This window comes from Flavobacterium luteum, from assembly GCF_008806775.1.
Classification (GTDB): Bacteria; Bacteroidota; Bacteroidia; order Flavobacteriales; family Flavobacteriaceae; genus Flavobacterium; species Flavobacterium luteum.
Map to the genome: position 1 here is coordinate 27,064 of NZ_WAEM01000010.1, position 25,052 is coordinate 52,115.

Annotated in this window: 16 protein-coding genes and 1 tRNA gene; 8 read left to right on the forward strand and 9 right to left on the reverse strand. The window is 34.0% G+C overall.

Features of this window, described 5'->3' with window-relative positions; genetic code table 11:
* The first annotated feature begins 248 nt into the window (after positions 1–248).
* A complete protein-coding gene (gene glgP / locus F6464_RS13415) occupies positions 249–1,916 on the forward strand; it encodes an alpha-glucan family phosphorylase (RefSeq protein ID WP_151108465.1) in 1,668 nt (555 codons plus the stop codon).
* Between the two features lie 202 nt (positions 1,917–2,118).
* Here glgP and F6464_RS13420 read toward each other — a convergent pair whose 3' ends face one another.
* Positions 2,119–3,465, reverse strand: coding sequence for a DEAD/DEAH box helicase (locus F6464_RS13420; protein WP_151108466.1), 1,347 nt, complete (start codon positions 3,463–3,465; stop codon positions 2,119–2,121).
* Between the two features lie 485 nt (positions 3,466–3,950).
* On the opposite strand from F6464_RS13420, the gene F6464_RS13425 reads away from it, so the two are divergent.
* Entirely contained in the window at positions 3,951–4,559 is a 609-nt protein-coding gene (locus F6464_RS13425; RefSeq protein WP_151108467.1) for a hypothetical protein, read from the forward strand.
* 59 nt (positions 4,560–4,618) lie between these two features.
* On the opposite strand, the gene F6464_RS13430 is transcribed toward F6464_RS13425, so the two are convergent.
* The 4 genes from F6464_RS13430 to F6464_RS13445 form a co-directional block, all read right to left on the reverse strand.
* Positions 4,619–5,182, reverse strand: coding sequence for a transposase (locus F6464_RS13430; protein WP_151108468.1), 564 nt, complete (start codon positions 5,180–5,182; stop codon positions 4,619–4,621).
* 269 nt (positions 5,183–5,451) lie between these two features.
* On the reverse strand, positions 5,452–6,447 hold the full coding sequence (locus tag F6464_RS13435; RefSeq protein WP_151108469.1) for a PorP/SprF family type IX secretion system membrane protein: 996 nt from the start codon (positions 6,445–6,447) through the stop codon (positions 5,452–5,454).
* Positions 6,448–6,460: 13 nt separating this feature from the next.
* Complete coding sequence (locus F6464_RS13440; protein WP_151108470.1) at positions 6,461–12,682, reverse strand: PKD domain-containing protein; 6,222 nt, start codon at positions 12,680–12,682, stop codon at positions 6,461–6,463.
* Positions 12,683–13,187: 505 nt separating this feature from the next.
* Positions 13,188–13,787, reverse strand: coding sequence for an NUDIX hydrolase (locus tag F6464_RS13445; RefSeq protein ID WP_151108471.1), 600 nt, complete (start codon positions 13,785–13,787; stop codon positions 13,188–13,190).
* 7 nt (positions 13,788–13,794) lie between these two features.
* Here F6464_RS13445 and pyrE point away from each other — a divergent pair, with 7 nt between their 5' ends.
* Positions 13,795–14,442 (forward strand): orotate phosphoribosyltransferase, encoded by a 648-nt coding sequence (gene pyrE / locus F6464_RS13450; RefSeq protein ID WP_151108472.1) that lies wholly within the window; start codon positions 13,795–13,797, stop codon positions 14,440–14,442.
* A 75-nt stretch (positions 14,443–14,517) separates the two neighbouring features.
* Entirely contained in the window at positions 14,518–14,910 is a 393-nt protein-coding gene (locus F6464_RS13455; RefSeq protein WP_151108473.1) for an SRPBCC family protein, read from the forward strand.
* A 23-nt stretch (positions 14,911–14,933) separates the two neighbouring features.
* On the opposite strand, the gene F6464_RS13460 is transcribed toward F6464_RS13455, so the two are convergent.
* Positions 14,934–15,803, reverse strand: coding sequence for a lysophospholipid acyltransferase family protein (locus tag F6464_RS13460; protein WP_151108474.1), 870 nt, complete (start codon positions 15,801–15,803; stop codon positions 14,934–14,936).
* Between the two features lie 106 nt (positions 15,804–15,909).
* On the opposite strand from F6464_RS13460, the gene F6464_RS13465 reads away from it, so the two are divergent.
* Both F6464_RS13465 and F6464_RS13470 read left to right on the forward strand, forming a co-directional pair.
* Complete coding sequence (locus tag F6464_RS13465; RefSeq protein WP_151108475.1) at positions 15,910–16,551, forward strand: rhomboid family intramembrane serine protease; 642 nt, start codon at positions 15,910–15,912, stop codon at positions 16,549–16,551.
* Between the two features lie 51 nt (positions 16,552–16,602).
* The gene (locus tag F6464_RS13470; protein ID WP_151108476.1) at positions 16,603–17,295 is read left to right on the forward strand and encodes an SIMPL domain-containing protein; all 693 of its coding nucleotides are present in this window, start codon (positions 16,603–16,605) and stop codon (positions 17,293–17,295) included.
* A 267-nt stretch (positions 17,296–17,562) separates the two neighbouring features.
* Here F6464_RS13470 and F6464_RS13475 read toward each other — a convergent pair.
* Positions 17,563–17,643 (reverse strand) — tRNA-Tyr (locus F6464_RS13475).
* Positions 17,644–17,813: 170 nt separating this feature from the next.
* Entirely contained in the window at positions 17,814–18,998 is a 1,185-nt protein-coding gene (locus tag F6464_RS13480; protein WP_191963393.1) for a TlpA disulfide reductase family protein, read from the reverse strand.
* 247 nt (positions 18,999–19,245) lie between these two features.
* Between F6464_RS13480 and F6464_RS13485 the strand changes: the two genes are divergently transcribed.
* Complete coding sequence (locus F6464_RS13485) at positions 19,246–20,364, forward strand: vWA domain-containing protein (RefSeq protein WP_151108478.1); 1,119 nt, start codon at positions 19,246–19,248, stop codon at positions 20,362–20,364.
* A 49-nt stretch (positions 20,365–20,413) separates the two neighbouring features.
* Complete coding sequence (locus tag F6464_RS13490) at positions 20,414–21,871, forward strand: magnesium chelatase (protein WP_151108479.1); 1,458 nt, start codon at positions 20,414–20,416, stop codon at positions 21,869–21,871.
* 3 nt (positions 21,872–21,874) lie between these two features.
* Here F6464_RS13490 and F6464_RS13495 read toward each other — a convergent pair whose 3' ends face one another.
* The gene (locus F6464_RS13495; protein ID WP_151108480.1) at positions 21,875–25,030 is read right to left on the reverse strand and encodes a PAS domain-containing hybrid sensor histidine kinase/response regulator; all 3,156 of its coding nucleotides are present in this window, start codon (positions 25,028–25,030) and stop codon (positions 21,875–21,877) included.
* Positions 25,031–25,052: the final 22 nt, after the last annotated feature.

The window sequence follows — 25,052 nt, forward strand, 5'->3', positions numbered from 1 at the left end:
ATTCAATAATTCTATACAACATTACTAAGAATATTACTAGTACACTAAAATTTTCTGTAACTAACCTGAAAACTCGATAAAATGCTATAAATTAAATATTCACATAACAAATTAGTGAATATATAAAATGACTTTTATTTAATAAAATTTTAAATACTAGATCATTAAATTAATTTTCATGTTTTTCATTGGTTAATAATTAATAAAATATTTTATGTTTGCTAATCAGTAACTTTAAACTAATAATCATGAATAATACCACACTACCAGAAAAATATTCGCACCCCTATACTTTTGATAAAAAATACAAAAAATCGGCAGTCTATTTTTCAATGGAATTTGCAATTGACCAATCTTTAAAAACCTATTCTGGAGGCCTAGGCTTTTTAGCTGGCTCTCACATGAGAAGTGCTTATGACTTAAAACAAAACTTAATTGGAATTGGAATACTATGGAAAAAAGGATATTACGATCAATATAAAAAAGAAGATCTTTCGATGGGAGTTCATTTTCAAGAAAAAATATATTATTTCTTAGAAGAGACTAACATTAAGTTTACCATAAAAATAGACAATCATGATGTTTGGGTAACCGCTTTGTTTTTAAATCCTAAAACATTTGGTACCGTGCCAATGTTTTTTCTAACAACCGATTTGCCAGAGAATGATTATTTAGCAAAATCGACTACTTTTAGATTGTACGATTCTGATCCTAATGCAAAAATTGCACAAACTATGGTACTTGGTTTAGGGGGTGCTAAATTGTTAGATGCCTTAAATTATGATCCAGAGGTATATCATCTCAATGAAGCCCATGCTTTGTCATGCGTGTTTCATTTATACAATAAATATAAAAGTGTTGATGCCATAAAAGAAAAATTAGTATTCACCACTCACACACCGGAAGAAGCGGGTAATGAGAAACATGATATTAATCTTTTAAATTCATTAAGTTTCTTTGATGGTATTCCTTTAGAGAAAGTGAGAGAGATTACAGGAATTCATGATGACACCTTTAACCATACATTAGTAGGTTTACGATTGAGTAAAATTGCTAACGGGGTTTCTAAATTGCATGGAGAGGTTTCCAGAGACATGTGGAAAGATTATCCAGGTATTTGTTCGATTACCCATATTACCAATGCTCAAAATAAAAAATATTGGGCAGATGCTTGGTTGGATGAAGCTTTTCAAAATAAAGACCGAGAAGCTTTAATTAAAAGAAAGACGAGATTAAAATCGAAACTCTTTGAGGTAGTAGCAGATCAAACGGGTAAAATCTTCGATCCAAAAATTGTTACTATTGTTTGGGCAAGACGATTTGCCGATTACAAGAGACCTGACTTAATTACCCGTGATTACGATCGATTTATTAAACTATTATCAGATACCAATAGGCCAGTTCAAATTATTTTTGCAGGAAAGCCTTATCCTATGGATTTTGGTGCTATTCATAATTTTGATAACCTGACTTATATTAGCAAGAGCATCAAAAATATGGCTGTACTTACCGGACATGAATTAAAACTATCACGTCAGTTGAAAGAAGGTGCCGATGTTTGGTTGAATAATCCTAGGGTGACACGAGAAGCTTCAGGAACATCAGGAATGACTGCCGCTATGAACGGAGCCATTAATTTTTCTACTAATGATGGTTGGATTCGTGAATTTAAAGATTTAAACAAAACACAAAATTCATTTGTATTGCCCATTGTAGATCATAATTTACCTACTTACATTCAAGACCAAATGGATTTGGATAATTTATATGAAATGCTAGAAGGTGAAATTTTGCCTCTTTACTATAAAACTCCAAAAAAATGGTGGGATTTAGTAGAAACAAGTATGACACAAATAGTACCCTTTTTCGATTCTGCTAGAATGGTAGATGAATATTATAAAAAATTGTATAAGTAATAACCTGTTGGGTGTAATTAGTTTTTGATGATGATTTTTCGTCAGTTCGAGTGATTTTCTCCCGAAGCTTCGGGAAGAAAATCGTATCGAGAACAAGGAAAATTTCATTAAAAACGGTTCTCGATACATCCCGATGAAAAATCGGGACACTCGAACTGACGTTTTTAATAATTACAACCAACAGGTTAAACAAAATTAATTTCTACTCTTCTACTTTCTTAATTACTTTACGAGCCACTTCAATTTTAAACTTCTTGCCTTTCATCTTTTCGTCTCGAATGTTTTGAAGTAAATCCTTGACTTTATTAAATTTAACTGCGGCAAACGAAATAAAATCTTTCACTTCAATCAAACCCAAATCGCCTTTTTCTAGTTTTCCTTTTTGAGAAAAGAAACCTACAATATCTATTTTATTCAATTTGTTTTTCTTACCACCGCTGATATAAACCGTTTGAAACTCGGGAGGTTTAGGTAATGCATTTGTACTTTCCACTTTTAAAACTTCCATACTATAATCAATATAGTCCAGTTTTTTTTCACTTTCATGTGCAATAATATAGGCTGTTCCTGAGGCTAACATTCTAGCCGTACGACCGTTTCTATGGGTGAATTCGTCTTCTTTTGAAGGCAAATGATAATGAATAACGTGCTTCATTTCAGGGATATCCAATCCTCGAGCTGCTAAATCGGTGGTGACCAAATAACTTACACTTCCGTTTCTGAACTGAATTAAGGCGCGTTCGCGTTCGTCTTGATCCATTCCGCCATGATAATAGGTTGAATAGATTCCTTTTTCATACAACGCATCGCTTATGCGCTCAGCAGCATCACGGTGGTTGCAAAAAATTAAAGCCGATTGTGATTTTAGAGAACAAATCAGGTGGAACAAACTTCCTATTTTGTCTTTTTCCTTAGAAACGACCATTTTCATCGAAAGTGAATTGCTTTCCTGATGTTCCGGAATAAAATCTAATATGGTAGGATTAACGACTCTTGTATATTTTGGAATTTCAATATCAGAAGTTGCCGATACCAAAACCCGTTTGTTCAACTTTGTTAATTTCCCAATGATAAACGACATTTGCTCATGAAAACCCAATTGTAAGGATTTATCAAACTCATCTAAAATTAGGGTTTGTATTTTATCGGTTCTGAAGGTTCCTCTATCAATATGGTCTGCGATTCGTCCTGGAGTTCCAATTAAAACGGCTGGTGGATTGCTTACGTTTTTAATTTCAGTATCAATAGAATGGCCACCGTAACACACATTTACCTTGTATGCCGTTCCCATCTTTTTCCAAACTTGCTCAATTTGCAAACCTAACTCGCGTGAGGGTACTAAGATTAAACACTGCACCGAAAGAATTTCAGGTTGCAACATTTCAAAAATGGGCAATAAAAAAGCCAATGTTTTCCCTGAGCCTGTTGGAGACAAGAGCAATACATTGTTATCGTTTAGAATGGTTTCGTGAGCGGCAACTTGCATGTCATTTAGGGTTTCGATACCTAAATTGAGCAATATATTATTGGAAGGGTGTTTCTGATTCATTTTGCAAAGGTAGGGAAAAGTGGGGAAATGAAGTGGGAAGTTAGAAGCGGGAAGTTAGAAGCGGGAAGTTAGAAGTGGGAAGTTAGAAGCGGGAAGTTAGGGAGTGGGGCGGTGACAGATGTGGGATAGCGACTTTTGTATTATCATGCTGAAAGGTTAGTTAAGCAGTATGCAAGAACTTGTTTGGTTTCATTTTTAAGTAGATTGGATGGGTAGTTCATTTACTTCTTATATATGTTTACGTTACTATATAGTTACTTTATAGTTGTTATAAACTTATAGTATACTTATTTTAAAGTTATTTTATAAATGACTATATTTGTTGCTTACCTTATAAAATTTATACTCCTATGGCAAAGGTTAAAAGTCTTTTTGAGTTGAACGGTACTCTTGGCGGATTGAATTTTTATACCCGTAAAGGGGTGCCTCTTGCCAGAACTGCCGGTGGTGGTTTTAATGGTGAGGCTATACGGACTAAGCCTAGTATGGTGCGCGTGCGGGAAAATGGTAATGAGTTTAGTGGTTGTATGCAAACGGTGCGTTCTTTTAAACAAAGTTTGAATCCTTTTTTGACTGCGTTTAAGGATGGGACTTTGCACCAAAACCTAGTGAGCTTGTTTACCAAAATTAAAGACCTAGATGCGGTTGCGATTCGTGGGGAACGAACGGTTCATGGAGGTATGCAAACGGCAGCGGGACGACAACTTTTGGAAACCTATTTGTTGACCTCTGGGTTGCGGTTGGATGGTTTGTTGCACCAGCGTGTTGTTTTTGATTGGGCTGCTGGTTTTAGTGTGCCTGATTTTGATGGTCGGTTGGTTTCGTTTCCTGGTGGTGCCAGTCATCTTGCGTTGCGGGTGGGATGGTTGACTTTTGATTTTGACAGTTATGCTTTTTCTTTTGGTTCCAGTGCGGTTGTTACTGCTGCTGCTGCTGATAAAGGCACATTAGCTATTCCCGCTCCTGTTGTGGAGCCTGCTAATGGTGTGCGTGTGGGTGTTGTATTGGCGCGTTTTGTACAGGAAGTGAATGGTGTTTTTTATCCTTTGAAAAAGGAACGAGAGGTGACTCTAGAAGTGATTTATGTGGGGTAATGAAGCCATGCATCGTCTCTATATTGACAGTACCGATTTTACATGGAAAATAATTACTATCATTTATTGAATTCATCATCAACCCATTTTTTAGGATTGTCAATTATATATTGTGAAATTGCATCAAACGATTTTGTATTTCTAATAATTTGATCATGAAATCGGGATTGCCAACCAAATTCAGGATTTATTTTCCTTGCCTGAATCGTAACGGCAGATTTAAATCCACGTAATATAGATGACAAATTTTTAGATTGTGGACCAAATTCGTTTTTGTAAATACCATTCGTTGAGACGCCATGCATGGCATCTCTACACATCGCATCACGATCCGAATTGAATTCATTATTTCCAATAAATATAATCCCATGAAAATGATTGGGCATTACCACAAATTCGCCTAATTCTAAATTCATATCAGGTCTTATATCTGGCGTTTTAATCCATTCTTGTTCAACAATGCTACCTATTAAAGAAAGAATTATTTCTTCATTTTCTGTTTTTCCAAAAAAATGTTCTCTATTGGCGGTGCAAATGGTTATGAAATATGCAGCTTGTCGAGAATAATCCCAATTTTTCAATCGGGTTGATTCTATTCTATATTTGTTTTTGAATTTTGCCATCTTGTTGAGACGCGATGCATCGCTTCTCTATTTTTTAATTGATTCCAATATTTAGACGCCAATTTTATATCCCAATAATTTAGACGCCAATCATGGCGTATCTACTTGACTTTATAATTATTTAGACGCCAAGCACGGCGTATCTACTTGACTTTATAATTATTTAGACGCCAAGCATGGCGTATCTACTTGACTTTATAATTATTTAGACGCCAAGCATGGCGTATCTACTTGACTTTATAATTATTTAGACGCCAAGCATGGCGTATCTACTTGACTTTATAATTAGGACACCCCCAACATTTTAGATGCAAATTGGCTTGAAAGGTTAGCGCCAACTCAAACACGCCTCTGGTTTGTCCTACGTTAGAGGTATTAGCATCATAGGATAATCCAAAAATAAAGTGTTGCATTTGTAAAGAAACAAATGGGTTTACCGATGTTACAAAATGGCTGTTTGTTGCTTTTCTAAAAGGGTTGGTAGCTAGTGTAGCTCCTAACGTCCAATCCTTAAAAATCATAGCCGTTCCTGCATCGAGCCTATTGTATTCGCCTTGTTGCATGTAGTTAAAGGTCAGCAGCATGCGGCTGCCTTCGGGTAAAAAGCTACTTCTGTTGCCGTAAATATCAAATTCCCAACCCCCATGTAGTGAAAAAAACATTTCAAGCGGTAGGTTTCTTTCTCCAGTAAAAGAGATATCAGGTTTGTTGAGATGCTTAATTGTGGCTCCTATCCATTGGTCTTCAGTATTAAAAAGCATTCCAGCAGTAAAATCTACAAAATTTATATTTTGGTTTCTTAGTGACGGGTCTATGCTTTGATCTCTAATGGCTCCTGTATTCCTATTGATTTGATCTTCTAGAATCAAGCCGCCAAAATTAAAATCTTTTCGCCCGAATCCTACTTCAAGTCCGGGTCTAAAATACCAATCATCACTTAATTCTACCTTATAGGAATAAGTGGCATTCAGTTGCGTGAGATTGTAATTGGTAAATTTTTCTCTGTTGCTTAATATAGTAACTCCTAAACCACTGTTAAGCCCGACAGGCGTATTGATAAATCCGAAATCGGTGTCTATTTGTCTTTGCCCATTGGGCCATTGGGTACGGTGAATGATTCCTGCATGCCAGTCTTCTAAAATTCCAGTAAATCCTGGATTCAATGTTTGTGGCACGAGAAAATATTGTGTAAATACAGGGTCTTGAGCGCTAGCACCAGAAGTGATACCCAATACTACTACTAAAAGCAATAATTTAATTTTCATATCTGTTTTGCTTTTATTTAATTAATGTAAACGGTTGTGCAGTTTCTAAACTCAAATTGTAAAAGGTTTCTGATTGTACTTTACAAAAATAATTTCCATTTTCAGCTTGAACACCTTTTATTTTTCCGTCCCAACCTTTTAGAGTTTGCCCTTCTTCAGAATACAGTAAACTGCCCCAAGTATCATATATGTCCATTCGAACTTTTTTCAAGCCACTAAAAACAGGTCGCATGGTATCATTGAGCGTATCGTTATTTGGCGTAAACGCTTGTGGCACTTCGAGTACGTATCCTTTCTCTACCAGTAGTGCTATTGTGTGGACATAAACACACCCAAAAGGATACGTCACCGTTTCGGTAACAATATAATTTCCTGTCTTGGCATATACATGTGTTGGATTTTCTTCGGTAGAGGCTGTTCCGTCGCCAAAATTCCAAGCAATAGTTTCATAATCTCCTGTTGCCATACTCGTAAATTGAATAGGGTCTACCACGGAATAGAATCCGAAAGTAGAAAAAGCATACGAAGAAGCGTTAAATGAAACCGTTCCCAGCTCTGGTGTATCTACTGCAAACGTATAATTGGCATCGCAACCATAACTGTCTGTAACGGTAAGTTGTATGGTTCCGTTTGTAGTGGTTTCCATAATTTCATTATTTGTTCCGCTTATGGTTCCGCTCGACCAAACTAACTTGTAGGGTGGTATTCCACCTGAAACTGCTGCTATAAAACGTTGCTTTATCGTTCTGGCATCACAGTCGGCATCAGTTTTAGTATTTACTGCAATAGCAATAGGTGGCTGACGATTGATGACATATTGCGCCGTTTTAGCACAACCATTTGCATCAGTAACTTTTACTAAATAATTTCCTGCTGGAATGTTGGTTAAATCTTCGGTAGTAGCACCATTAGACCAACTGAAACTAAAAGGGGCTGACCCTCCTGCGACCAAAAGATTGATGGATCCACTATTTGCATCATCACAATCGAAAGCTTGCACTACATTAGCTGTTAAAACCAATTCTTGAGGCTCGAGTATGATAAAGGTTTGAGTAATAAAGCATGGTTTCCCATCACTGATATTGACGGTATACGTTCCTGGTCCTAAATTATTTCTGTCGGTTCCTGCAGTAGCATTATCTGCCCACGCAAAAGAAATTGGTGCAACCCCACCCACAAAATTAAGCTTGATACTTCCGTCTTTAGCACCAAAACAAGAGACGTTGTTTGCGATTGGAGCAATCTGGAATACAACAGGCTCTGGGATATTGATGGTGCTCTTTTTGATACAATTTTTTGAATCTTTCACCGTGATTTCGTAATCGCCTCCCGATAAATTATCTAAAAACAACCCTTTTGCAAAATTACTCCAACTCACCTCATACGGAGGGTTTCCTCCAGATAAAGTTACTGTTATTGATGCATTGTTATCTCCAAAACATTTTATTGTTGTTGTCGTTGCATTAATGATAATTTCTGTAGATTGTGTAATTAGTACCGAAAGAGTTTTGGTACATCCTGATTTATCAGTTACTACTAAATCATACGTTCCCGCAGCAATACCAATTAAATTTTGATTGGCACTGGTGAAACCATTTGGACCTTTCCAATCATAGGTGTAATCAAAAACACCCGTTGTTATTTCTAATGGAGTTCCGCCCGTTGTAGTTATGGTTATTGTTCCAGTGCTATCGCCAAAACAGAGCACATCGGTTTTACTGGTTAGATTGACTGCTAAAATAGGTGGTTCGGTTATGGTAAATGTTGCTGTTGTTGGTCCACAAGTGTTTGCGTCAGAAACGGCAATACTATATGCACCGGGACTTAAATTAGTAATGTCTTCGAGTACTGAAAAAGGATTTCCGTCTTTTGTCCAAGTGTAGGTATAATTTAAGGTGCCTCCAGCAACGGTAATTTCAATTTTACCATCGGCATCCATAAAACATGTGATGTCCTTTTCTACATCGGTTGTAATCGTAATTGCATCTGGTTCAGTAATGCTATAGGTTTCTAAGAACGGACATCCTCCTGCATCCGTCACTTTGAGTTCATAAGTTCCAGGTGCTAAATTTGAAATGGTTGGGTTTGTTGCCGCAAAACTATTTGGTCCCGTCCAAGAAATTTGGTAAGGCACTCCTGAACTAAAAGGAATCCCACCAGTAATATTCGTTTGAATAGCGCCATTATTTTTCCCGAAACACCTGCTGTTCGTTACCGTTACTGGATTACTTATAGCAGGATTCACAGTTACAGTAACGGTAAAAGGTGTTCCACTACAAACACCAACTATTGGAGTTACCGTATAGGTTACCGTTGCAGGATTTGCAGTAGCATTGACGAGTGTTTGACTAATTTCAGTTTGTGCCACATTCTGGTCTGATGCTCCAGTAATGGCACCTGACATACTAATTACAGGGTTTGACCAAGTATAGGTAGTACCAATAGGCACAATTTCTGAACCTGAATTTAAAGGTACAGTTGTAAAAGTATTTCCGCTACAAATGATTTCTGTTTTATTGGCAATAACGGGGTTTTGATAGATAGTCACCTCGGCAAAATCAGAATTCAATTCCGAGCAGCCACCCGTTGGCAGGGTGATTTTACAATAATAAAAAGTAGTTCCAACTAGTGCATCGGGTGGTGCAAAAGTAGGACTTGTAGCACTAGCAATTGATTGGCTCCCAGCAATTGTGTTGGTTGAATTAGAATACCATTGGTATTGCGGGGTTCCCACTCCGTTTATAAAGGCGACTTTCAAAAGGGTAGGGGTATCTCCTAAACAAAGGGTACTCGATTGTGGTTGTTGCGTAATTGTAGCGGCAAGATTTATGGTTACACTTACCGTATTGCTCGTAGTTTCGCACCCTAATCCGTTTTGAGAAACGACACAATAATAATACAGTGTTCCTTCATTAGTAGTTGGTGGCGTAAAAGTGGCATTAGTCTCACCAAATAGCGATATTGAATTACCGTCAGAATTGGAATTAGCAGTATTCGAAAACCATTGATAGGATAGGCTCCCTAAAGTGGATTCTCCGGTTGCTGTAACCGTCAGGTTTGTTGGAGCAACTCCTGAACATAACGATTGTGTTGCAGGCAAAATGGAATTAATTACAGGATCAGCAAATACTTTTATTTCAGCGGGATCAGAAGAAATTGGTCCACAACCATTACCTGTAAAAGTGATGGTTACATAGTAATAAGCGATTTCAGGAGCATTAAAAACGGGTGGTGTATAACTTGAAGCCGTTGCTCCATTAATTTCTGTTCCACCAATTGTACTATCCGTTGTGTTTTTATACCATTTATAAGACGCCGTTCCGGTTCCTCCCGTATAATCGGAAATTAAGGGGGTTGCAATTGTTGCGCCTAGACATATACTTTGGCTTTGTAGTGGTTGCGGATTTATGGTTGCACCAGGATTTACAGTAATAGCAACGGCATTTGATAGTATACTTGGACAACTTCCAGAAGATGAAAAAGTAATTTCGCAAAAATAATAAATCGTTCCTACAGTGGCTGGAGGGGTATAATTTCCATCAACTGTAGAAGTGTTCACTAAAGTGGAAGTGCCAACAGTAGTATCACCAATTGCATTCGAATACCATTTGTAAGTGGCGGTTCCAGCAGCAGGTGATGGAGTAACTGTTACTGATAATGGCGTTATCGTTCCGCCAGAGCAAATGGTACTTCCAATAGGCTGGGTGAGTGTTGGTCCGGGATTTACAATAATATCGTATGTATTCGTTGAAGGACAACCATTTAAAGTTGAAGTGATGGTTAAAGTAACCGTTTTAGCGGTATTGCTAGCATTGGTGATGGTTAAAGCTGGAATTGAGTTTGCATTTCCCGATGAAGGATTCACCGTTACGTCAGACGGAATTGTTGTTGCATCCCAAGAAAAAGTGGTGCCCGTTTGAGCAGTTAGTGGCAAAGCAACTGTAGATGCACCCGAACAAATGGTTTGTGTGGCAGGACTCAGGGCTCCTAAAGTAGGTGCCGTTCCAATACCAAAAGTTTCAGTACTTGTAACCGAATTGGCACAACCACCTACCACCGAAATAAATAATGAAACTGTTTTTGAACCCCCCGTAGTATAGGTAACTTGAGGAGCAACTGCGTTAGAAGTTGCCGGTGTCCCTCCAGAGAAACTCCAATTGTAAACCAACTCGGCATTGGTAAAACCGCAGTTTTGGATTGTTGCTGTTGGATTAATTATTGTACTTCCTGCACTGCCACCACATAAATTGGCAATTGGAGCAACCGTCACTTTTGGTGGTTTCTTGACTGTTATTTTTTGAATAGCAGACTGAACTTCACCACAAGAGTTCGTTATTTTTAAACTTATTTCATATTCACCCGGTGTTGTAAAGTTAAATACTGGATTTTGAGAAGCCGAAGTCGTACTGTTTAAATAGGTTGGGTCGGATGCTAAAACATCACAGTCTAAACTGGTGTGGGTTACGGTCCATAAATAGTCTAAAGGTGTTGTACAATTTGAAATTACATTAGGTGTTGATGCATTTACAGTTAAGGGAACACAATTACTTGCATTGTTAGGAGATAAAGTGATTGTTGGAGTTGTCAAAGCAGGTTCAATACAGATGGTTTTTATTATTTCATCATTTGTACATGTATTGGTAATATCGCCTCCAGGCTGCAAAATGGCTAACTTTATATCATAGCTACCCGCAACATTAAATGTGATTGAAACATTTTCAGAAGTTAAAGTTCCTGAACTGATTGTCCAACCCGTTGCTGGAGTTATCGTCCATGTTTTATTATAATTTGTATTACATGATGTGCCGTAATATCCTTCCGATTCATTTTTAAATGTAAGAGTTTTATTTATACAGTAAGTTGTACTAGTTGAAGAGGGAGAAATGGTATATTTAGCTATAGGTTTTTGAGTTGATGAAACTAAGGTTGTTGGCGCATTTGAATCACATGGATTGGTGATTACAAAAAAAACTGTAAATTTATTTCCAGGTAAGCCTATTCCGCATGATGTTTTATTAAATTGATGAGTAATGGTAGGTGGTAGATTTTCTTGAGTGAAAGTTTGTGGAGTAGAATCATCATTTACAGAAAATATATAACTTGTACCTGGAGGATTATTAAAAGTACCAGGGTCAACATTCCATGTGTAGGAATAAGGAACACAACTATTTGCATTTCCGGGTGAATCTAGGTTTCCAATAGGTGAATTTCCGTTAAAAAATTTATATATTTTTGGAGTAGAACAAGATGTAGTAGCATTTGTTGAAGTAACTGTAATATTAAAAAAACCTAATTTTGTATAATTGTGAGATGCAGATGTAAAGTTACTAGCCAAATTTTCAATAGGAGTCAAATCGCCCCAATTTATGGAGTAACTAGAGTTAGTGTTGGTAGTTGTGCTGGCATTTACTGCTTTGAATAAGAAATTTGGGCTTGCAGTTGTTGCATTACAATTTATAAAAAGGTTTTTGGATTGATCAAACTCGGTAGCACCATCAGTACTTATAATATCTAAACTAGCATCGGGCGATTTTTTAACAACAATCGCTTGATTATTAACTGTTGCAGAACATCCAGTAACTTTATTTGTCACGGTTAAATCTACATTATAGGTTTGATTCCCAGTTCCAGTTGATTCAAAAGTATGAGTTGTTAAAGCACTATTTACAGTTGAAACCGCAGAATTATCCCCGAAATTCCATGCATAACTAATGTTAGAACCTGATTGAACTTGATTCGCACTAAATTGTATTGGAGTACTAGAACAAATAGGAGCAGCGTTGTTGTTATTTGGCGTGGTAAAAGTGGCTACTGGCGGAGCACTAATGGTAATTGTAGCAGTGCCACTTACTGTTTGTGTTGTATTTGTTTTATCTTTTACACTTACTAGGGTATAGTTAAAAACGCCGGCTGCATTAGTAACTTGATTTACAGTAACAGTATTGCCAGTAGTTGTTGTAACGATGACATCAGCTCCTCCATTAATTTTATAAACAAAAGTATATGGAGCCGTTCCACCACTACCAGTAAAGGTTATTTCAGGTTTGGTTGTTGCATTTTGGCAAACAGTTGTAGTACCCTTTATTGTTGCTGAGGGAGCTACAACTTTTTTAAAACCAACACTTTTTTGTTCCTTTTTGCACCCATATTTAGAATCAAAAGTGCTTTTTGCAATTGCGACCGTATTTAATAGGAGTACTATAAAAAGAATTATAATTTTGTAAAATTTCTTCATAATGGGATTTAACAGCTACGTAATGTTAGATAAAACCAGTTTAAATTATAAATCAATCTGCTAAATAGTCTTGAACTGTTTTTACAATAATTTGCAAATATAATGTTAAAAAACATTAACTTATGTCACTAAAATTAATGATATTCAATAAGTTGTTTTTTTTATTATTTCTATAAAAAGGAATACCGTTTGTTTAACAATTCTTATTGTTTTGTATTTATAAAACGAATTGTATGCACTGATGACTTATTACGTTTTATTGTTGTGTTCAATTATTTAAAATGAAAATTTTGACACAACTATTGCAATCCTTTTTCGTTTTGAAAAAAATGTCACAGTTTAAAAAGAGATACTTCAATTTGGCATTGACTCATTGGGTGTCATTAATTTTTATGTGATTTCTCCTTTGTCGAAATGACAAAATAGCTGAAAGGAATATAAGCATAACGTACTTTTTCTTTTAAAAGAATTTGACCAGAAGGTTCAGTCCAATAGTTGGGTGGCGCTATATAAACTTTTCCTCTTCAAACAATAACTTTATATTTTCATAGGAATTATTCAACGCTTCCTTGACTTGTTCAGGGTTTAGCCAGGCGACTTTTTCAATTCCTTCTTCGGCTTGCCCTAAAGGAATGCCGTCGAAATCAGAAGTCATCTCGAACCATTGGGTAATTTTGAGTTTATACCTGCCGTTGCGTTTAAAAATATGATAGGTTTTTTGTAATTTTTTAGTAATTAACAATTTGTTTACTCCAGTCTCTTCCTCTACTTCACGTAGAGCAGTATGAGACATTTTCTCTCCTTTTTCTTTACCACCTTTAGGCAAATCCCATTTTCCGTTTCTGAAAATAAATAAAACTTCTCCTTTTTTATTGTAAACAAAACCACCTCCTGCTCGCTGAACAGGGATTTTTTCTTTCAATTTCTTGAAAATTACTTTTTCGTCAGGATAATATAAATAACATTTTTTAATTTTGTTGTTAAACATTTTAATAACAAGTTGTTCTATATCAGTGCTTTCAAGTAAAAATAATTGAAAGTCGGTCTCTCTAACAATTTGATTCGTTAAGAAAAAAGGTTTATCGTTGACAAAAACTTTATACATTTGTAATATGATTTTTAATAAAGATACAGCCGAAAAAACAGCCGAGTTGCTTTTGCAAATAAATGCAATTAAATTGAATTCGAAAAATCCTTTTTCATGGGCTTCGGGTTGGAAGGCACCTATTTATTGTGACAACAGGCTAACACTCTCATTTCCAGCTATAAGAAATTATATTCGAGAAGAGTTTTCGAAGAATATTGAGAAACAATTCGGAAAGCCTGATGTTATTGCGGGTGTTGCCACTGGAGCAATAGGAATTGGTATGCTAGTAGCAGAGTATATGGGGCTTCCTTTTGTCTATGTACGTCCTGAGCCAAAAAAGCATGGCAGAAAAAATCAAGTGGAAGGATTTTTGCATAAAGGTCAAAATGTAGTTGTAGTCGAAGATTTAATCAGTACCGGAAACAGCAGTCTGCTTGCAGTTGATGCCTTGAGAGAAGCTGGTGCAAACGTGAAAGGAATGGTCGCTATTTTTACTTATGGCTTTGCTATTGCCGAAGAAAATTTCAAAAAATCAAATTTAGACCTATATACCTTAAGTAGTTATCAAAATTTACTAAACTTAGCAGTAAATAAAAAATACATTACCGAAAATGAACAAGCTATCTTAAAAGAATGGAATGCAGACCCTGCCTCGTGGGGTGTTGAAGTATAGCGACAATCAAATAATCATTTAAAATTAGATTTAACAGTCAACCATGAATGTTGACTATTAAAAAAACACTAGAACATGAATTTAGAAAGCCCAAAAGTTAGCCTAGAAAAATCAGCACAATATCTATTTGATTCTTTATCGGATGTTAGAAATTTTGAAAAATTAATGCCTGAATCTATTGCTAAGTTTGAAGTAATAGGTGATGATGCATTTATTTTTGGTTTAAAAGGTATGCCAGAAATAAAATTGAAAATGAAAGAAAAAATTGCTCCAAACACGATTATCCTGGGAGCAGCAAGCGATAAATTGCCTTTTACACTGAAAGCCAATATTGATAGTATTTCAGAACATGCATCAGAAGTGCAATTGTTTTTTGAAGGAGAATTTAATGCCATGATGGCCATGATGATAAAAGGGCCTATTAGTAAATTTATAGAAACTCTAGCAGAGAATATGAATAAATTATAGAAGATAAAACTTTATTCTAAAACCTATCTTCTGTGTTTCCAACGTTTATGAGTCCACAAATAATATTCAGGGGCTTCATAAATTTGTTGCTCTACTAATTTAAGAAACCGATTGGTGATTTCATAATTAGGAACATTTTTTACATCTTCAGTAAGAATTTCAAAACTGGCTTCATAATACCCTCTTTTTACTTTTTTTGTTCGTAAGAAAATCACGTTCATATCGTATTTTTTGGATAGCATTTCAGCACCTGTATGCACTGGAACTTCTATTCCCATAAAACTATTCCAATGAAAAACGGAATAAATTTTAGGGGATTGATCACTTGCAAACCCATATATGCTCAATACTTTATTTCTGTAATTATTTGCAATAACAGGAATAGTTTCCTTGGTACTAATAAGATACGCTTTAAATCGTGATCGAATGTCTTGAACTAATTTATCAAAATAGGGATTGTTTATTTTTTTATAAATTCCGTATCCTTTAAAATCGATATGTCTATTCATTGTAATTGCCCATTCGTAGCTGGCATAATGTGCACACATGACGGCAATACTTTTTTGTTTTTTTTCTAATTCTTTATAAACTTCTAGATTGTTAAAAACATACCGTTTGTCAATTTCTTTTTCAGATATGGTCATGGTTTTTATCATTTCAAGAAACATATCGCACATGTGATGAAAGAATTTTTTTTCAATTAACAACCGTTCTTTATCTGATAAATGGGGTAGGGTTAATGCTAAATTTTCTCGAACTGTTTTTTTTCGGTACCCTATAATGTTATAGACTAAAACAAAAACAAAATCAGAAAATAGATATAATATTCGAAAAGGAAGCATAGATATCATCCAAAGTAATGGATATAATATAAGATAAAGTAAAAATTGCATTAAGTTAATTTTTTTACAAATATACATTTAAAACCCTATTTATATGCTTTAGTTTAACAAAAGCTAAACAAACATTGCCTATTTTTACAACAAATAGCAACTACATATGAATACGATATTAATAACAATTATAGCATTAAATCTAATCGTTAGTTTTAAAGGCTTTGGAGATTTATCTTTTTTTAGAAAATACGAATTCCACATCGGAAGCATCCGTGCTGGTGAACAAATTAGAATGTTTTCCTCAGCATTTTTGCATGCAGACCTTGGGCATTTGTTTTTTAATATGTTCACTTTATACATGTTTGCTCCAGTAGTTATTAATCATTTAGAAAGTTTTTCGTTCCTAACGGTTTACTTAGTAAGTTTAATTTTTGGAAGCCTGCTCACACTATATTTTCATAAAAACGATTACAGTTATAGGGCCATAGGAGCATCTGGAGCTGTTACAGGAGTTTTATATGCAGCAATATTATTACAGCCTGACATGAGTTTGTATTTGTTTTTTATACCGATTCCGATACCGGCTTACATATTCGGAATTGGATATTTGTTGTATTCCATTTACGGAATGAAAGCTAAGAATGATACTATAGGACATACGGCTCATTTTGGAGGTGCTATAGGAGGTTTTCTAATAACCATTCTAAAAGAACCACAAATGCTCACTGAAAATACTTTTATGGTTGTTCTATTGGCTATTCCAATTGTAATTCTTTTTGTTATGGCAAAAACTGGAAAGTTATAATTGGCACGCCCTTTGAATATGAATTTTGAAACTAATTAAATTATAAAAAAAATGAGAAAAACTGCACTAATTTTTATTTTGGCATTTACAACACTTTTAGAAGCGCAAGAGTTGAAGCAAGTACCGATGATTACCGTATCGGGGGAAGGAAAAATAAAAGTGGTTCCAGATCAAGCCTTAGTTTCAATTTCGTTAGAAACAAAAGGGACCAATGCGGCAGATGTAAAAAAAGAAAACGACATCAAAATGGATGCGGTTCTGAAATACATTAAAAAAGCGAATATTGCTAAAGAAGATTTTCAAACGCAACGGGTTAGTTTGAATCCGAATTATGATTACGAAAAAAAGAAACACAATTATTTAGCTACACAAACGGTTCAAATTTTATTAAAAGATTTGTCTAAATATGATGCTTTAGTTGATGGTTTAGTAGAAATAGGAATTAACAGAATTGATAATGTAGAATTTAAATCTTCAAAATTTACTGTATTACAATCGGATGCCAGAAAGTTAGCCATTAAAGATGCTAAAGCAAAAGCTGAAGATTTTGTTTCGGTTTTGGGTCAAAAAGTTGGAAAAGCAATAACCATTTCTGATAATTCTCAAAACTACAATCCTCAGCCTATTCGTTACGCTATGAAAACTATGGCAATGGCTGGTGATGTTTCAGAATCAAGAGAAACATTAGCAACCGGAGAACTTGAAATTGTTGTGAATGTAAGCGTAAGTTTTATTTTAGAATAGAAACATTAGACTACCCCAATAAAAAAAGTCCCAAATGGGACTTTTTTTGTGAGGAGAGCAGGATTATTATAAATGATACTAAAAGGGAGCTCTTTGCACAAAAAACAAAGACACATTTTATCGAAGCGAGCTTCATAAAATGTGTCTTATTATTTTTTTGGGGAGAGCAGGATTGCTTCGCCATCCTTAGCAAGGTGTCCTTGCTCAATATTTTAAAACAAAAAAACCATCAAGCGCGCTTGTGGTTTTTTCTTCTTTAAAACATTGTGGGGAGAGCAGGATTCGAACCTGCGAAGTTCACACAGCAGATTTACAGTCTGCCCTCGTTGGCCGCTTGAGTATCTCCCCAATAAAAGAAACAAAATTATTTCCTCTTAGCGGTTGCAAATATAAAAACTGTTTTGATGTTTACAAACTAAAACGGAACTAAATTGCAATACTCTTTTTAATCATTTGGTATTGAATTAAATAAAAAAATCTCCATTAAGGAGATTTTTTTATATCTGTAAAAAAAAGGATTATTTTCCTAAAAGTTCTACAACTTTAGCTTTTAATTCAGCACCTCTTAAATCTTTTGCAACGATTTTTCCTGATGCGTCTAATACTAATGTTGAAGGAATTTGTTTGATGTTGTATGTTGATGCTATTGGATCATCAAATTCTTTTAGGTTTGAAATTTGATTCCAAGTTAATTTATCTTTTGCAATAGCTTCTTTCCATTTTGCAGCATCTTTATCAAGAGAAACTCCAATAATGTTTAATCCTTTTGCGTGTAATTCATTATACATTGCAACATTAGCAGGGTTTTCTGCTCTACAAGGAGCACACCATGAAGCCCAAAAATCGATTATTGTTACTTTTCCTAAACTTTCTTTTAAAGAAATAGATTTTCCGGTAGGACTTGGAGCTATAAAGTCAGGAGCAATGCTACCAACTTCAGTTGCGCCAACTGCGGCAACAGGTTTGGTAAGTTGATCTAATTTGGTTTTTATGTTTTTACCGTGTTTAGTATCTTTAATAGATTTGTCTAAGGCAGTGTAGTATTTTTTAATTTTTGAAACATCAGGAACCATTTGGTTAAACATACCTTCAATGATTAATGCCGCTATAAATGCTTTAGGATGTGTGTTTAAATATTCTTCAGATTGAGTTGCAAATTCCTCTTGAAATTTACTGTATTCTTTTCTAAGACCATTCATTACCACAGTATCGTTTTTTTGTTGCGCTTGGGTCATTTTAGCCATATTATCTTTCTGAAATTTCATCATTTTCTTCTGAATTTTCATGCCATTTTCCTTGTAGCTAGTCAATTCTTCATTGTTGTAAGTACCAGAAACTTTTGTAATAGAAACGCTATCCTTGTTAATAACCATTTCAATATCTCCATTTTCTAATATAAAAGGAACTTTTCCTTCTACAGTTTCAACTTGAACCAAATGCATTTCAGGCTCTTTTGCCGATCCTTTAAAAGTAAATTTGCCATTTTCAATCTTTACAGTATCAATTGGCTTTAGTTGTCCGGTTACTTGATCTTGAACTTCAAGAGTAACAGTTTTACCATTATCAATACCTTTAATAGTCCCCGTAATAATATATTCGTTGTCTCCAGCTTTGTTACAAGATAGTAAAACAACTACTAGAGAAAGTAGTAATACAATTTTTTTATTCATGGTAAAAACATTTTTTTGGTAGTCGTGAATCATCGGTTTCATTTTAAATTTAGAATTTGAATTTAAGTTTGCAAAAGTATTTAAATTTATAAGTTATTTATAATTTTATGACTTAATTTTATGTTATAGTTTTAATACTCAATTTTTATATTGATAAAGACAAAATATTAAGTCTAGTTTTGTTAATTACTAGCTTAATGTTATTTGGTTTTAATACTTTAACTAAAAATTAATAAGTGTTTGTTCAAATGCCTCTTAAAAAAAATTAATTTTATAGTCTATGAAAAATAGTACTAAAAAAGGTTTCTACTTTAAGCAATACGAAGCACCATTTTTATCTCCTTTTGATAAACTTTTTGAAATTTTCAAAGAATTAATTACTCATACTTCTGGCGATTTTGATGAAGCTATAGATTGGTTGCGTGCATTAGATAAGGAATACAAACTTACCGATTCAGCCTATACCATTGATGATTTTATTGAAGATTTAAAGAAAAAAGGCTACATACGTGATGAATTGAAAGATGACGGCACCACCGGAACTGGCATTACTGCTAAAACAGAACGGGCCATTCGCCAACAAGCTTTAGATCAAATTTTTGGAAATTTGAAACGCAGCGGCAGTGGTAATCATAAAACAAAGCATTCTGGAAATGGTGACGAGCACATTGGTGAATATAGAGAATTTCATTTTGGAGATGGTTTAGAACGAATTTCTTTAACTGAAAGTTTAAAAAATGCCCAAATTAATAATGGTGTTGAAAGTTTTCAACTTACCGAAAATGATTTGATAGTTGAAGAAACCCAATTCAAGTCACAAATGAGTACTGTTTTGATGATTGATATTAGTCATAGCATGATATTATATGGTGAAGATCGCATTACGCCGGCTAAGAAAGTAGCAATGGCTTTAGCCGAATTAATCACGACACGTTATCCGAAAGACACTTTAGATATTCTTGTTTTTGGTAATGATGCCTGGACAATAGCTATTCGGGATTTACCTTATTTAAAAGTTGGTCCTTATCATACCAATACTGTTGCGGGTTTGCAATTGGCCATGGATTTATTGCGAAGAAAAAGGAATACCAATAAACAAATTTTTATGATTACCGACGGAAAACCAAGTTGTGTTCGTGAGCGTGATGGCTCCTATTACATGAACAGCAATGGTTTAGATCAATATATTGTAGATAAATGTTACAATCAGGCGCAACAGGCTCGTAAATTACATATACCTATTACCACTTTTATGATTGCTAACGATCCGTATTTACAAAAATTCGTCAATCGTTTTACAGAAGCCAATCAAGGGAAAGCTTTCTATACAGGGTTAAAAGGTTTGGGCGAAATGATTTTTGAAGATTATGAAGCCAATAGGAAAAAAAGAGTAAAATAGAATCGATTTCAATTACAATAGCAATAATCAATTACAATTTAAAAAAATAATGAACAATATAAACACTTTAGGGGCATTAATTCAATCTGGATATCAAAGCAAAAGTATAAAGGATGAATTGCGTCATAATTTGCGTGAAAAAATCAAGTCAGGAAAACCAGTTTTTGAAGGTGTTCATGGATTTGAAAATACTGTTATTCCAGAATTAGAGCGTGCTATTTTATCACGACATAATATTAATTTATTAGGACTTCGTGGTCAGGCAAAAACAAGATTGGCACGTAAAATGATCGAGTTATTGGATGAATATATGCCAATTGTTGATGGGTCTGAAATAAATGATGATCCTTTACAACCCATTTCAAGATTTGCTAAAGATTTAATTGCTGAAAAAGGTGATGCGACTCCCATAAAGTGGATTCATAGAAGCGAACGTTTTTTTGAAAAACTAGCCACACCAGATGTTACCGTTGCTGATTTAATAGGCGATGTAGATCCTATAAAAGCGGCCAATTTGAAATTATCCTATGCAGATGATCGGGTGATTCATTTTGGAATGATTCCTAGAGCCAATCGTTGTATTTTTGTCATTAATGAATTGCCCGATTTGCAAGCTAGAATTCAGGTGGCATTGTTCAATATTTTACAAGAAGGCGACATACAAATTCGCGGTTTTAAATTAAGAATGCCTCTTGATATGCAATTCGTTTTTACTGCCAATCCCGAGGATTATACCAACAGAGGAAGTATCGTAACTCCGTTAAAAGACAGAATAGGTTCGCAAATACTCACCCATTATCCAGATACTATTAAAATTGCCAGAACAATAACCGAGCAAGAAGCCAAATTGGATATTACACAAAGTGATTTGGTTTTTGTTCCTTCACTTGCTAGAGATTTATTGGAACAAATTAGTTTTGAAGCGCGTGAAAGCGAATATATTGACCATAAAAGTGGTGTTAGTGCTAGAATGAGTATAACTGCTTTAGAAAATTTAGTGAGTACTGCCGAGCGACGAGCACTAAAATCTGGAGCTGATAAAACCACCGTGCGATTATCTGATTTTATGGGAATCATACCGTCTATTACCGGAAAAGTAGAATTGGTTTATGAAGGCGAACAAGAAGGAGCAGCCGAAGTGGCACAACATTTAATTGGTGATGCCATACATACTTTTTTCCCGGCTTATTTTCCTAAAATTGAAAAGCTAGAAAAACAAGACGAGAGAAATGCCTATTCTGATATTATAGAATGGTTTTTTACTGAAAGTGGTTTTGAATTGTTGGACGATAGTTCTGATGAAGAGTACAAGAAAATTTTAGATGCTATAGTTCCTTTAGAAATTTTAATTAAAAAATACCAGCCCAATGTTGATGCCCATGAAAAACATTTTATGAAAGAATTTATTCTTTGGGGGTTAGTAGAATATAATAAACTGAGCAAAGACAGACTTTCTGACGGGTATCAGTTTAAAGATATGTACGGTAGTTACATCAGTAAGTTGTAAGATTTATTTGAATTGTTTTTTTTTATTTATCCACTGCAATATTTTCTCTTCTAACTCAGACTCAATAATGGGTTTAGAGATGTAATCATTCATACCCGCTTTAATGCATTTTTCTTTTTCATCAAGCATGATTCCAGCAGTTAATGCTATGATTGGTATGTGTTGAGATTTTTTTGATGCTCTAATTTCAGATGTTGTTTCATAGCCATTTTTTTCAGGCATTTGAATGTCCATTAAAATTAAATCAAAAACTTCATTTTTAGAGATATTTATTGCAGCATTTCCAGTGTAAGCTTCAAAAAGGATACAATTTGGGAGTATTCTTTTTAGCAGTGTTTTGGATAAAAGCATATTTATTTTATTGTCTTCTACTACTAAAATTTTTAGGGTATCTTGATTTACAATAGTATGTTTTTTTGTGCTTAATACAATTTTCGGAACTGAATTCCCTTCGGATTTTTTAACTTCAAGTGTAAAATTAAAATCACTTCCTTCTCCATATTTGCTAATGAGTTGAAGTTTGCTATTCATTAAACCTAATAACTGATTCGAAATAGCTAAACCAAGTCCGGTGCCACCAAATTTTCTAGTTGTTGTTGTGTCTTCTTGAACAAAAGAGAAGAATATTTTTTCTTGATTTTGCTGTTTTATACCAATACCAGTATCCTTAACTGAAAAATAAAGCGTAGATGACTTTTCCTTTGATAATTGTAATTGTTTAATAGTTAATGTAATAGAACCTGACGGAGTGAATTTTAAAGCGTTGCTAATTAAATTCACTAAAATTTGTTTCAAACGCAAAGCATCAATAAAAATAAACTCTGGAACTTCATTTTCAATAGTTAAAATCAAATCAATATTTTTTAGAATGGCTTGATGTTTAAATAAATCGACCACTTGATTTAATAAGTCTAAAAGATTAATTTCTTCGATATTGAGTTCTAGTTTTCCAGATTCAATTTTTGAAAAATCTAAAATATCATTGATAATTTCCATTAAAGTATTGGCAGATTCTTTAACGGTATCCATATATTCCGATTGATTTTTTTCGAGATTTGTTTTTAATAACAAATCGCTAAAACCTATAATTCCGTTTAATGGAGTTCGAATTTCATGACTCATATTAGCAAGAAAATCCGATTTTGATTTGTTAGCCGATTCTGCTGATTCTTTTGATTTGATTAATTCAATTTCCATTAGTTTTCTAGTAGTAATATCTTGAATTGTTCCAACAGCAGAAATAAGTTGGTCGTTATCACTCCACTTCGTATTTCCTTTACCATGAACCCAACGTTCAGTTTGGTCATTTACTCGAATAATTTTATATTCTTTATTAAATGGCAATCTTTTGGCAATAACTTCATTTGTTATATAGTCATTCATAGGTTTTTGCCAATCGGGATGAATGATGGTATTCATCCAGTTTTCTGTGTTTAACTCAAAGTTAGAATCAATACCAAAAACGGCATTTAAAACCTCTGAACTTGTCCATTTTCCTGAAATATCATCTATACTAAATGTCCCAATATTGGCAATTATTTGGGTTTTCTTTAAAAATTGTTCACTTTCTTTTAATTTATTTTCAATTCTTTTTCTTTTCGATATATCTCTAGCAAAAACAAGAAGTCTACCATCATGTAATAGTTTTGAAGTGAGTTCTACATTAAATAGGGTATTATTTTTTCCCTTCATTATCCTTTCATTAATTACTGCTTTTCCTGTTTTTAAATCATTAAAGTGAAAAGGATTCTTTTCAATATCTTCCGGCACCGTAAAATCGTAAATCGACATTTGTAACAGTTCTTTTTCTGAATAATTGGTTAACTTACTTACACTTTTATTTACATTAATTAATTTACCTGTTTGATCGGCTATCAATATTCCATCAGATGCTTGTTCTACTAATATTCTGTATTTTTCTTCACTTTCCAACAAATTGTTTTCGGTTTTTTTTCTCTCCGTAATATCTCTTGCAAAACAGGCAGTTCCTATAATTTCATTACCATTATAAATAGGATTTGTATTTGTCTCATACCATTTATCTTCTGATTGTTCTGTTTGTTGGTCTAAAATTTCCATTTTTGTTGACTCTCCTTTTAATCCTTTTGCATAAAGTGTTTTCCAAAATTCTAAAAAATCATCTGAGAAATAATCAAGACTTAATAAATTACGTCCTCTTTCTAAAGCTATTCCATATTTTTCCAGCATATGGTTTAAAAAAGCTTGATTGCCTACAATAAGTTTAAAATCGTAATCAACACTCCATATCAAATCGTTATTACTATTGATAAGTGCTTCATAATTTTTGTTTTCTTTTTCTTTGAGGGCTTCGGAAATTTGCTTTTTTTCAGTTATATCTTGACAAATTCCTCTCAATCCATAAACAGTTCCTTTTATATCTTGAATAGGAATTCCAGTTCCATAAACCCATTTTACCTTATTGTTTGGAAGTAACACCCGATGTTCAATTTCATAAGGCTTTTTATCAAGAACTGTTTGATGTATTTTTTCTTGTAGTACTGTTATATCTTCATTAGACAGTCTTGATAAATAGTCTAAATATAATTTTGTATTTGGTTCGTTTTTTAACTTATATATTTCATACAACTCGTTAGTCCAATGCAATTCATTTGTAATTAGATTGAATTCCCAACTTCCAGTTTTTGCAATTTTTTGAGCCTCATTTAATAATTTTTCACTGGCTATTAGTTTGCTTTCAGAATTTCTAATTTCAGTTATATCTCTTGCAATTGCATAGATTAAATTATTTACAGAGTTTAAACTCGCTCTCCATTGAAAAAAAACGACATCTCCATTTTTTTTTAGGTATCTGTTTTCAAAATCTACAGATGGATTCCTAGTAGTAATTTTGCTTATTTCTAAAAATGTTTTTGCTTTATCTTCTGGATGGATAAAATCAGTAAAAGGATTTTTTGAATTGATTTCTCTTTTTGAATAGCCTAAAACGTTTTGAAAGGAGGAGTTAATTTCTTTAAAAACCCCCTCTTTACTAGCAACACAAATTAAATCGAGAGATTCATTAATAAAGAATTCAAAGTTGGTAATGGACTTGTCAATTTCTTTTAATTGAAAAATCTCAATTTCTTGTTTTTTATTTTTTTCGAGTAATTCTTCATATGTCAAGTTTGTTTCTTTCATATTCAAAAGTGAGTCAAGAATT